9 protein-coding genes, 1 rRNA gene, 1 pseudogene and 1 riboswitch are annotated in these 12,090 nt (G+C 47.5%); of the genes and pseudogenes, 2 read left to right on the top strand and 9 right to left on the bottom strand.

Going from position 1 to position 12,090, the window contains the following annotated elements; genetic code table 11:
- The 6 genes from DW085_RS17980 to DW085_RS17955 all read right to left on the bottom strand — a co-directional run.
- A 16S ribosomal RNA gene (locus tag DW085_RS17980) occupies positions 1 to 212 on the bottom strand; the annotation flags it as partial.
- A 536-nt stretch (positions 213 to 748) separates the two neighbouring features.
- On the bottom strand, positions 749 to 1,663 hold the full coding sequence (gene sdaAA / locus DW085_RS17975) for an L-serine ammonia-lyase, iron-sulfur-dependent, subunit alpha (RefSeq protein WP_118494241.1): 915 nt from the start codon (positions 1,661 to 1,663) through the stop codon (positions 749 to 751).
- A gap of 42 nt (positions 1,664 to 1,705) precedes the next feature.
- Complete coding sequence (gene sdaAB / locus DW085_RS17970; protein WP_118494238.1) at positions 1,706 to 2,365, bottom strand: L-serine ammonia-lyase, iron-sulfur-dependent subunit beta; 660 nt, start codon at positions 2,363 to 2,365, stop codon at positions 1,706 to 1,708.
- 21 nt (positions 2,366 to 2,386) lie between these two features.
- Positions 2,387 to 3,163 (bottom strand): SDR family oxidoreductase, encoded by a 777-nt coding sequence (locus DW085_RS17965; RefSeq protein WP_118293862.1) that lies wholly within the window; start codon positions 3,161 to 3,163, stop codon positions 2,387 to 2,389.
- A gap of 200 nt (positions 3,164 to 3,363) precedes the next feature.
- Entirely contained in the window at positions 3,364 to 4,236 is an 873-nt protein-coding gene (locus tag DW085_RS17960; RefSeq protein ID WP_022359439.1) for a phosphoribosylaminoimidazolesuccinocarboxamide synthase, read from the bottom strand.
- A 347-nt stretch (positions 4,237 to 4,583) separates the two neighbouring features.
- The gene (locus tag DW085_RS17955; protein WP_107000465.1) at positions 4,584 to 5,867 is read right to left on the bottom strand and encodes an O-acetylhomoserine aminocarboxypropyltransferase/cysteine synthase family protein; all 1,284 of its coding nucleotides are present in this window, start codon (positions 5,865 to 5,867) and stop codon (positions 4,584 to 4,586) included.
- A gap of 549 nt (positions 5,868 to 6,416) precedes the next feature.
- Between DW085_RS17955 and DW085_RS17950 the strand changes: the two genes are divergently transcribed.
- Entirely contained in the window at positions 6,417 to 6,845 is a 429-nt protein-coding gene (locus DW085_RS17950; protein ID WP_118293863.1) for an Rrf2 family transcriptional regulator, read from the top strand.
- Between the two features lie 173 nt (positions 6,846 to 7,018).
- Here the strand turns inward: DW085_RS17950 and DW085_RS17945 are convergent, their stop codons facing one another.
- The gene (locus DW085_RS17945) at positions 7,019 to 7,537 is read right to left on the bottom strand and encodes a MazG nucleotide pyrophosphohydrolase domain-containing protein (protein WP_182426224.1); all 519 of its coding nucleotides are present in this window, start codon (positions 7,535 to 7,537) and stop codon (positions 7,019 to 7,021) included.
- A 536-nt stretch (positions 7,538 to 8,073) separates the two neighbouring features.
- Between DW085_RS17945 and DW085_RS17940 the strand changes: the two genes are divergently transcribed.
- Entirely contained in the window at positions 8,074 to 9,012 is a 939-nt protein-coding gene (locus tag DW085_RS17940) for a DUF4392 domain-containing protein (protein WP_118494235.1), read from the top strand.
- A 290-nt stretch (positions 9,013 to 9,302) separates the two neighbouring features.
- On the opposite strand, the pseudogene DW085_RS17935 reads toward DW085_RS17940, so the two are convergent.
- A pseudogene (locus DW085_RS17935) lies at positions 9,303 to 10,705 on the bottom strand (sodium:alanine symporter family protein).
- A 149-nt stretch (positions 10,706 to 10,854) separates the two neighbouring features.
- A riboswitch (glycine riboswitch) is annotated at positions 10,855 to 10,959 on the bottom strand.
- 120 nt (positions 10,960 to 11,079) lie between these two features.
- Positions 11,080 to 12,063, bottom strand: coding sequence for a hypothetical protein (locus tag DW085_RS17930; protein ID WP_118494232.1), 984 nt, complete (start codon positions 12,061 to 12,063; stop codon positions 11,080 to 11,082).
- Positions 12,064 to 12,090 lie beyond the last annotated feature (27 nt).

Raw genomic sequence — 12,090 nt, 5'->3', positions numbered from 1 at the left:
CCATGCGGTCCTGTGCGCTTATGCGGTATTAGCAGTCATTTCTAACTGTTGTCCCCCAGTGTGAGGCAGGTTACCCACGCGTTACTCACCCGTCCGCCACTCAGTCAATTTAACTTCCATCCGAAAACTTCCGCTAAATTGCTTCGTTCGACTTGCATGTGTTAAGCACGCCGCCAGCGTTCATCCTGAGCCAGGATCAAACTCTCATGTTAAAGTTTTGATTCCAGTCAAAATTTCGCTTGGCTAATTTTAACCGTTATTACTGTTGTTTTGGTTTTGTTCTGAATGTTCTCTTAAACTTCAAGGCTTAACCAAAAGCCTTTGTTCTTAGAATTTTCAGGGTTTTACATACTGTTCAGTTTTCAAGGTTCTTTGTTGTTGCCTCAGCAGCAACTTTTATAGTTTATCAAAAGTTTTTGCTTTTGTCAACACTTTTTTATTTTTTTACAAATCCACGTTTTTTGAAATTTTTCTGACTTCATCAAGAATCTTCAAATCATTTCTTTCGTTTCGTGTTTTGTTTTTGTCCTTGTCTCAAGGACGTATGTTATGATACCAGAGCATTCCCAGAAAGTCAAGCATTTTTCTAAATTTGCTATTTTATATATTTTTTTGTGATTTTTAAGAATATTCTGGTATCATTTAAACAGAGCTTTTTCTATATTGCTGCTCTTTCTTCTACAATTTTATCTTCTCATCAGCAGCCGGAACAGTTCTGACAGGTTCTGCAATCGCGTGCTGTCTGGTTCTATTGATTTTCATTGCTTTCCCGGGTTTTCTTAGCAATGTGTTCCTTCTTTCCCATCCGTTCCGCTATCTTTCTGGCACTCTCGGTCACTGCCAGACCGCCTTCACTCGTCTCGCGTAAAGCAGCCGGAAGCGCATTGCCGATCCGACGCATGGAATCGATGACCTCTTCTGCCGGGATTGCACTCTTGATTCCCGCCATTGCCATCTGCGCACTGACCGCCGCATTGACGGCGCCGGCGGAATTCCGCTTGATACACGGAACTTCAACCAGACCACAGACCGGATCACAGGTTAGTCCCAACATATTTTTGAGGGCAAATGCCGCTGCATTCGCGATACACTCCGCATCGCCGCCCTGCAGATATGCCAGCCCCCCTGCTGCCATCGCACTTGCTGAACCAATCTCCGCCTGGCATCCACCCGATGCACCGGCGATGCTCGCATTTTCTGCAATAACCGCACCGATTCCTGCACTGACAAAGAGTGCCTCGACCATCCGGTTCTCCGTTTCCTTACAATATTCCTCATACGACAAAAATACCGCCGGAATCACCCCGCATGCGCCCGCCGTCGGAGCCGCCACGATTCGTTTCATACAGGCGTTGGACTCTCCCATTTTCACCGCTTTTTCCATCACAAGCCCCATGTATCCGCCCGCCAGGCTGCGACCGGAGGCATTGTATGCGTGCAGTTTTTCTCCGTCGCCGCCCGCCATTCCACTTGCCGAGACGATCGAGCCGTCGTATTCCTGATCTGCCTGGCGCATCGCCTGATACATCTGCCGCATTGTTTCAAACGATTCTTCCACCGTCACCTGGCGTTCCTGCACATCCGCCAGAAGAACCACCTTCCAAAGCGGAATCTGATATTCGTTCGCTAAGCGGATTAGATCATTCACTGAATGATATAACATTTCCATTTTCCCGTTCCATTCCTTTTCTTATATGAACCCTTCCTATCGAAGACTTAAATACGTTACCTTCCTGATGCCCTCCTGGCGGCGCAGCCACACAAGCCCTTCTTCCGGAATCTCTTGATCACACTCAATAACCATCACTGCCATGCCGCCGCGCGCCGCACGGTAGAGCTGCATCGTCGCAATGTTGATCGATTTGTGCGCCAGCATCGCCGTCACATCCGCCACATGTCCCGGCTGATCGTCATTGTGGACAACCAAGGTTGGATAACTGCCGGAAAAATTAGCATCGATCCCATCAACCTTCGCAATATTGATCCGGGAACCGCCCAGTGATTCACCTACTACCGTCAGACTGCGCCCGGAAATGCCCTCAAGCTCCAGTTCCGCCGAATTTGGATGCGCCTCTTTTAAATTGGCTTCATCAAAGGAAAACTCAATCCCCTTCTCCTCTGCCAGGTGGAAGCTGTCCGGAATCCGCATGTCATCCGGCGCCATCCCTAAAAGTCCCGCAATCAGTGCTTTCTGGGTTCCGTGTCCGGTTCCCGTTGCCAGAAATGAGCCGTACAGACCAATCCGTGCCCGCTTAACCGGTTCCCCAAGAAGCTTCTGCGCCACAAATCCAATCCGAACCGCGCCCGCTGTGTGGGAACTGGACGGTCCGACCATCACCGGACCTACTATATCAAATAGATTCATATTTCTTTCCTTTTCTCTCGTTTACTTCGCCAGGTAGCCGCCATCCACCGGGATTACCGCTCCCGTTATATATTCTGCCGCGTCACTCGCTAAAAACACGGTAATTCCTGCCAGATCCTCCGCCTTCCCCCAGCGGTGCATCGGGATCCGCGCCGTTACCTCTTCATACTGACCCGGATTTTTGGCTTTCATATCCGATGTGAGCTTTGTCTCCATATAACCAGGTGCGATCGCATTGACGGTCACACCACGCGACGACCATTCATTAGAGCAGGCTTTCGTGAGCTGCGCCACGCCACCCTTACTTGCCGCGTATGCCGGTATCATCACACTTCCGAAAAAGGATGTCATCGATGCCACATTAATAATTCTGCCGTATCCACGCTGCAGCATATCCCGCGCCGCCAGCTGAGACATCTGGAACATAGCACCTAAATTTACTCGCAGAACCCGATTCCACTCTTCCATCGGAAAATCTTCTGCCACGCACCGGTGCTGAACTCCCGCACAGTTTACCAATATATCCGCCTGACCGTCAAGGCTTTCCACCAGATGATTATAGATATCCGGAACCTCCTCTTCTCTTACCAGATCTCCCACTATTCCGTGAACCACCGCCCCGGTTATCCGTGCAAGCGCATCTGCGCTCTCCCGCACCTTCTCACTTGTTCCCAAAATGGCAACCTCCGCCCCCGCTCTGCACAGTCCCTCTGCCATGCCATAGCCGAGCCCTCTGGTTCCACCCGTGACGATCGCTTTCTTCCCCTTTAAGCTAAACAAATCCATAAAATCGCGCATCTTTCATTTCCCCTTTCAAAAGCACCCATCTGTAAACAGTCCCCCTGCTGCTGAGCGCGAACTATCGATACATTTGTTTTCTATTTTCTATATATAAAAGCTGCCGCGAAACAAGAATTTCATCCTTTTCACAGCAGCTTTTTTTCTTTTATTCAATGCATTTTCTTCCGCTACCTGACCGGCTGCATCGAGCGATCCGCTTATGCCAGCTTTTCGCCGGTCAGCATCTCATAGCTCTGAAGATATTTTTCAATAGTCTTGTCCACAATCTCCTGCGGGAGTGTCCAGTCATTGCCCGGATGAGCGGTCAGCCAATCGCGTGCAAACTGCTTGTCGAAGGACGGCTGGGAATGTCCTGCCTCGTAGCCCTGTGCCGGCCAGAAACGGGAGCTGTCCGGAGTCAGCATCTCATCACCAAGAACGATGTTGCCATTCTCATCCAGACCGAACTCAAACTTGGTATCTGCGATAATGATACCTTTTTCCAGTGCGTACTCCGCACATTTTTTGTAAAGTGCAATCGTGTATTCACGCAGCTTATCTGCATACTCTTTTCCCTTGCCCGGGAAGTATTTTTCCAGATGATCTACGCTCTGCTCATAGGAGATGTTTTCATCATGATCGCCAATCTCTGCCTTAGTGGACGGTGTGTAGATCGGCTCCGGCAGTTTGTCAGACTCTTTTAAGCCTTCCGGCAGTTCAATTCCACAAACCTTTCCGGTCTTCTGGTAGCTTGCCCAGCCGCTTCCTGTGATATAACCGCGGACGATGCACTCAATCGGAAGCATCTCAAGCTTACGGCACATCATGCTCTTTCCTTCGAATTTCTCCTGCTGGAAGAATTCCGGCATGTCTTTTACATCTACGGAAATCATGTGATTCGGGATAATGTCTTTCGTCAGGTCAAACCAGAACTTGGACATCTGTGTCAGTACTTTGCCTTTGTTTGTCACTTCATTATGTAAGATAACATCAAAGCAACTGATACGATCCGTTGCAACCATAATCAGGCTGTCTCCATTGTCATAAATTTCACGGACTTTTCCTTCTTTAATCGGTTTCATCTCCTGCATTTTTTGCACCTCATTCTTAAATTTTATGGTGGAATCCAGAGCCCCCCTATATCACAAATGTACAGCTCTGTATCCTTCTATCTGATAAATTACCACTTACCCGCCCTTATTGTCAAGACTCGCCTCCCCGTTTCCTCCTTAAATCCCAACAATTCAGCATTTTACCCTGTAAAGGGCAGTTTGGCATGAATTTTTCTACGCCGTTTTCTTCCAAAATGGAATAGTAAAAATGCAGCGTTATCTGCCGTTCTTCCCTGCTTAAAGAAGAGTTGGCAGATGACACCGCATTTTATCAATTTACCATTTATTATGTATATGCTCGGATTCTCAGCCCGACACACTCTTACTTATTTCAGAGCTGCAAATCCACGCTCCAGATCCTCGATGATATCGTCGATATGCTCGGTACCAATGGACAGACGGATGGTGTTCTGCTTAATGCCCTGATCTGCCAGCTCCTCGTCGGTCAGCTGGGAGTGGGTTGTTGTTGCTGGATGGATAACCAGGCTCTTTACATCTGCTACGTTTGCTAACAGGGAAAAGAGCTGCAGGTTGTCGATGAACTTATGAGCTTCTGCCTGTCCGCCCTTGATCTCAAAGGTGAATATAGAAGCGCCGCCGTTCGGGAAATATTTCTCATACAGGGCATGATCCGGATGATTCGGCAGAGACGGATGATTTACGTGCTCTACTAACGGATGTTTGGACAGGTACTCAACAACCTTCTTGGTATTTTCCACATGACGGTCGATACGCAGAGACAATGTCTCAGTTCCCTGAAGAAGCAGGAATGCGTTGAACGGGGAAATCGTAGCGCCCATATCACGCAGAAGGATCGCACGGATGTAGGTAACGAATGCTGCCGGACCTGCTGCCTCTACGAAAGATACGCCGTGGTAGCTCGGATTCGGATCTGCGATTGCCGGATATTTGCCGCTTGCTTTCCAGTCAAATTTACCGGAATCTACGATGATGCCGCCCAGAGTGGTTCCGTGTCCGCCGATGAACTTGGTAGCGGAATGTACGACAATGTCTGCGCCATGCTCGATCGGGCGAATCAGGTACGGTGTACCAAATGTATTGTCAATGACTAACGGAAGTCCGTGTTTGTGTGCAATCTCAGCGATCGCGTCGATGTCCGGGATATCACTATTCGGATTTCCGAGAGTCTCCAGATAGATAGCACGGGTATTTTCCTGAATTGCACCTTCTACCGCTTCCAGATTATGAGCATCTACGAAAGTTGTAGATACACCGAAATGGGAAAGTGTATGCTCTAAAAGGTTATAGCTGCCGCCGTAGATGGTCTTCTGTGCTACGATGTGACCGCCGTCTGCTGCCAGTGCCTCGATTGTATATGTAATAGCAGCTGCGCCGGATGCGGTTGCCAGTGCTGCAACGCCGCCCTCCAGTGCTGCGATTCTCTTCTCAAATACATCCTGTGTGGAGTTGGTCAGACGTCCGTAAATGTTACCGGCATCTGCCAGACCAAAACGTGCTGCCGCATGGGCGGAATTTTTAAATACATAAGAAGTGGTCTGATAAATCGGAACGGCTCTAGAATCGGTTGCCGGATCCGGCTGCTCCTGACCTACGTGTAACTGAAGAGTCTCAAATCTATAGTTTCCCATCTCAAAATACCTCTCTTTCTTTTTCTGGAAGTTTATTTCCTAGTATGTAAATTCGTTTTTATTTTATATTCATTTTTTTATTTGAGCAAGCGTTTTTCCATTTATTTTCAAGCTTTCTATAAAATAATTGCTTTTTCCGCAATATTATATTTGCTTATGCAAATGTATATTTGGCTTTTTGGGTAAATAAAAAGCCGGACCGCTTAATCTTCTTTAAGCTCCCGGGCAAATGGCTTGCATCTTAAATCGTTGTCATTCTCTTGAACGGCAGATATGCAAATTTACCTGACCATATAAAATGCCCGGGAATTACACATTCGACAACAACACATCAGATTTCCGTTCCATAAAATATTCTGTCTTGCCATTGTATCTGCCTCCTTTTCATTTTCATGTTCTTTCCGAACTCGATGGCTTAATGATACTCTTATAAACCAACTTTGTCAATAGGTATTAGGAAAAAACTTTTTTTCTTTGTTTTCCACGCTTTTCTCCTTGAAAGTCCTATTACCTTGCGTTATAATTGGTTAATAGTAAGGAGGTTACCGAATGATATCAACAAAAGGAAGATACGCCCTGCGCGTTATGATCGATCTGGCGGAACAAAATTCTGCTGGATATATACCACTGAATGAAATTGCCACCCGTCAGCAGATTTCTGAAAAGTATCTGGAAATCATCTTGAAGGTTCTGGTCAAAAATAAATTACTGGAAGGACAGCGCGGCAAAGGCGGCGGTTACCGTCTGACCCGTCCGATGAATGAATATACCGCCGGAGAGATTCTGGAACTGACCGAAGGCTCTCTCTCTTCCGTTGCCTGCCTTGCACCGGATGCGCCGCCGTGCGAACGTCAGACAAGCTGTGTGACCCTGCCGATGTGGAAACGCTTTGATCAGGTTGTACACAATTTCTTCTATAATATTACTTTAGAGGATCTCGTAAAGGAAAGTCAGTCTTTGCCGAAAAGTACGAATTAGCATTTATAAATGAACGGGAAATCTTATCATTCATATTGGCATCGTTTGAAAATCCCATCACTTCGCGCTTTACAAGTTTACAAGGATTCAAAAAAGGCATTCCATTTTGACCGAATGCCTTTTTATTATATATAGATTTTTCTATTTATTTCAGATTGAAGGCACCTCAAACATTATTTTTTGATGCCTTTCCGCTCCTCTGCCCGCTCGAGCAGTTTCTCCGCCTCTTCCAGCGCTCCCGGAAGATACGCTTCCGTCCACTCTTTTCCGGCTTTTTCCTGCTTCTTGATTGCATCCCAATCCGTGACCGGTTCTCCCTGTTCGGACAGCATCGACTTACCAAACACGTGCGGATGGCGGCGGATCATTTTTTCACTGGCGCCATCCATGACCTCCCGTATCGTAAACAGTCCTTCTTCCTCCGCGATCTGCGCGTGAAGAAGAATCTGCAGCATTAAATCCCCCAGTTCTTCTTTCAGGTTCTCCGCATCGCCGGTCGCCTCCCAGATATTGATACCGCCAATCACCTCTGCCGCTTCTTCAATGCAGTACGGTTTCAGCGATGTATGCGTCTGCGCCCGATCCCACGGACAGCCGTCCTCGGCACGGAGATGGCGGACTACCTCGCAGAAGCGCATGAACGATGCGGCGCGGTCATTTTCTTTTTTTCTCTCATTTGATTCTCGTTTCATTCTCTCTATCCATTTTCTTGTCTGCTTTTATTTCTGAGCTTGTTTATATGCCTATTTTGTAGCTGTTCAGTACCTTCACAGCCACAAGCAAAAATCCATTAAAAATTGCCTACGGCAATGGGATTTTTGCCTGCTGACCCATATTTTCGTACGGTCAGCGCAGTAAATGCGCTGACCTACTGAACAGTTACCCCATTTTTTTATTATATTCCAAATTTTGCTTTCTGTCAGCCGTAAAATGAATTTGGAATTGACAGTCTGATATTTTTCATTTACAATACAATTATAATAAAATAGATTCTTTTATTTATCGGGACTCCTGCCCGGATGCTCCCTTCGTAAATAAGAGCCATGAATCTTACAGGATACGTGGGTCTTTTTTTATTGCACATGATTCCGATACAGCTACCATACCGGATTGCTGCCAATCTTTTTTGATTTGGAAATTATCCAGTAAATAAGCGCTCGAATCATCCAGATAGAAAATCCCCTGTCAATTTCTGCACAATGCAGTATATACCTGGAGGATTGATACCATGACTTTTTATGAAACTTTAGATTCAATTATGAAACAGGATTTTGGCGGTCGCGGACTTTTAGCATCTCTGCCTGCTTCCCCACTTGCGGCTGTGTCTGCTTCTCTCGCCCATGCGAAAAGAGCCGTTCTTCTGACCGGTTTCCCGGTTCGAATGCCAGACGGTTCTATTACCGGCGAGACGGATGGACCTTCCGGAACTGCCAACCTCGCAGCAGCGCTGACGGCAGCTGGCTGCGGCGTGTCAGTCGTAACCGACTGGTCTTCTTATCCGCATCTGGAAGCGGCTCTCCGCTTCCGCGCTCCGCAGGCAACCTTGATCCGTCTGCCGGAACAGAATACGGATAACTTTATCCGCACCTTTATCCGTGATGCAAAACCGACCCATCTGATCAGCCTGGAGCGCCCAGGCAAAGCTGAAAATGGACATTATCACAGCATGCGCGGTGAACAGCTCGACGACATGATCACGGATTCGGCTCTTTTCCTGTCTGCTGCCAGAGAAGCTGGTGCCACGGTCATTTCCATCGGAGATGGCGGCAACGAGATGGGAATGGGGACCTTCCGCCGTGAAATTCTCTCAGGAGTTCCACATGGCGAACTTATCTGCACCGCAGAAGCAGCAGACCTGACGCTGGCAAGCGGTGTTTCCAACTGGTGGGGCTGGGGCATTGCCTCCCTGCTCTCCCTGAAATTAGGACGAAATCTTCTCCCGTCTGACCGCACCGAGACAGAATTGCTCCGCCGGGTTGTGGCAGCAGGCGGTGTGGATGGATGCACGAAAAAAGCGGAACTGACCGTTGATGCACTCCCTCTGGAGACACATCTGAGAATTTTGCAGTCTGTCCGTAAATTGACTGATGAAATGCTTGAAAAGCAGACAGCAACGAGGGAGACTCCTTGTTTTTGCAGAGAGCGGAAGGTAATGGCAGCTGTTTAGGGACTTTTGGTTTTTTATTTGTTTTCATTTTCATAAAAAAGACCCGCCTATGTATTTCACTACATAAGCAGGTCTTTTTTGAATGATTGTTTAATGCTCGCTTTTTACGCTTACAATTCACTTTTATCGTAACTGTTCAGTACCTTCACAGTCACGCGCAAAAATCCATTAAAAATTGCCTACAGCAATGGGATTTTTGCCTGCTGCCCCATGTTTTCGTACGGTCAGCGCAGTAAATGCGCAGACCTACTGAACAGTTACCTTTTATCTTCTCTTTTTTTTATTTGCTCTTACTTTTCTTCTGCAGCCCGATATGCCTGTGTCACATTTTTCGTGATCGCTTCCGCTTTCCGGTCAGCCGCCACAACCACATGACTCAATGCAAGTAATGCCAAAACGTTCGGAATAACCATCAGCGCGTTGAAGAAATCTGCCAAAGCCCATACTAAATTTACCTTTAACATAGAACCAATGACAATACAAATCACAACGATGAAGGAATAAACCTTTGCCGCGCCCTCGCCGAACAGATATTTCGCATTCGTCAGGCCAAAGAAATGCCATCCCAGAATCGTCGAAAATGCGAAGAACAGCAGGCAGATCGCAATAAAAATAGAACCAAAGTTTCCAAAACTCTGCATGAATGCCGCCTGTGTCAGCGCTGTACCATCCTTGCCGGAGCTCATCGCATCCGTTGTCAGGACTGCAAATACAGTCAGATTTAAAATAACAAATGTATCAATAAGACACTGATCATCGCACAAAGCCCCTGATGATGCGGGCTTTCTGCTTTCGCACGTGCGTGAGCATGCGGTGTGGAACCCATACCTGCCTCATTGGAGAAAAGTCCTCTCGCTACACCAAAACGGATTGCTTCGCGGACGGTGATACCAGCACCAGCGCCCATTACCGCTTTCGGATCAAATGCGCCCTTGATGATCATCATAAATGCTGTCGGCACGTGATTGATATGAAGACCAATCAGAATCAGGCTTCCTACAATGTAAACGCCTGCCATAACTGGCACAACCTTCTCTACCACAGCTGCCAGACGTTTGGTTCCACCAATGAAAATGAATCCTGCCAGTACTGCCAGCACAAGACCGATCGTGATCGGCGGAATATTGATTCCATATACCTGAAATACCTCTGTAAACGCAGCACCGATCGAGTTGGACTGTACCATATTGCCCATAAACCCAAGTGCTAAAACAATAAAAATAGCAAACAGAGTGGATAATACCTTTCCAAAATTACCTTTAAATGCCGCCTTGATGTAGTAGACAGGTCCGCCTGTCACCTCACCATTTACCTCTGTCTTGTAGGTCTGTGCCAGAACCGCCTCGGAGTAGATGGTCGCCATTCCGAAGAACGCGCTCAGCCACATCCAGAAGATTGCACCCGGACCGCCGCCAAACAGCGCTGTCGCCGCACCTGCCAGGTTACCAGTACCAACCTGTGCTGCGATCGCCGTCATGATCGACTGAAACGGGCTCATTTCCCCTTTTTCATGTTTTTCTCCGTTCAGGCTGAAATGTCCAAACACATGCTTGCAGCCCTCGCCAAATTTTCTTACCTGGATGAATTTGAGACGAATCGTGTAATAGATGCCCGTTCCACACAGCAGAATCAGCAGAAGAAAACTCCACAGAAAATCATTGCCTTTGTTTACCAGTGTCAAAATCGTGTCCATTTTTTATCCTCCTCTATGTTTTCGTTACGATTCCGGCTCTTTTATAAATCCGGGATCGAGTAATAAAATAAGAGCTGATACAAATCAGCTCTCCAAAGAGTAGAACATATGCATACAATAGAACTCATCCCCTGGTTCCATTGTGATTGGTTGTATGCCCTGTCCTTTTGCCTGAGAGATCAACGAATACCATGGACGTGCATCCGTCTTACACCTTCGGCGCTCCTTTTTGGAGACTCTCCAGAGTGTCCCTGCCTGACTGACCTTCGATCACTCGTCAGGACGGTTCAGTAAACAGGAACGAACTTATGTGAGGTATGCTATCACATTTCTTCTGCTTTTTCAACTGATTTTTATAAATTATACGAAAATCCTCAAAATATTACGGTTCGCGACATGGTTTCTCCCTTTTCATTAAACTGCTCATACTTTTCCCCAACCAAAAGAGAATCCATCTGCGGGTATGCACCATCTTTTAAAATATACGATGGAATTTCCCCTTCTGGCTGCCATCCCGGCTTTTTCCCTCCCCATTCTTCCCGGTTTTGAGCTGCCTCTGCCTCCGTCACTTTCCTCCATGCCGATTCTGCTGCCTGACCGCGCTTTCCCTTCTTTGTCAGAGGAATCACTTTAAAATGATATACGCCCGCGGTCTGCATCAACGGTACAAAATCATACTGTTCAGCACTCGTCCGATGCGGATGTCCGACACGCTTTGCATCTCGGTAAAGCATCACCAAATATGCCGAAGCCCCCGGCGCTTTCTTCCACCTGCCAATTCCCCTTTCCGCCCAGTCTGCTGCATCCACCGTTCCTATTATCTCTCCGGCATCCTGTAATTCGATCGTCAAAAGCAATGTAGTGCCATTATCTTTCCGAACTGCCTTGCTGCATACCGCGCCAAGCCCTGAAAACCGGATGTCCTCCTGGCGAAGGACGGAAAACGGATTATCTGCGTCGGATTCCAGTTCTATTTCGTATAGAATTTCCGGGGCAGCTTCTTCTGCATGGATTTCTGCTATCTTTCGTTCTTCTAAAGAAACTTCTTTGGTACCTATGTTTTCAGAGTCGGCTTGTATGCTCCCTTTATATTGTTCATTTTCTTTTTTTCCCACCTCTGCCCCATCCATCGCCGGTCCGCTTGCCGGATCACCGGAGATTCGTTCCACACCAGTGACGCTATATGCCCTGTCCCGGCTTTCCGCCTCCAAAACAGGCATTCCCATTTCATCCAGCTCTTCTGCTGCCAGCCGAATCCTGACCCGATCGATGGATGCCGCGGCAGCGGGGAAACATCCCGCAGCCGCCTGGCTCAGTACGGCTGCTCCGAAGAGCAGCCCTTTCGCCATCTGATCCATAAAATCCCTCCCTTCCCTTTTTCTGCC

It is taken from the genome of Clostridium sp. AF50-3 (assembly GCF_003477445.1).
In the GTDB taxonomy this organism is placed as follows: Bacteria; Bacillota; Clostridia; order Lachnospirales; family Lachnospiraceae; genus Otoolea; species Otoolea fessa.
This window is presented reverse-complemented; position numbering and strand designations above follow the sequence as displayed.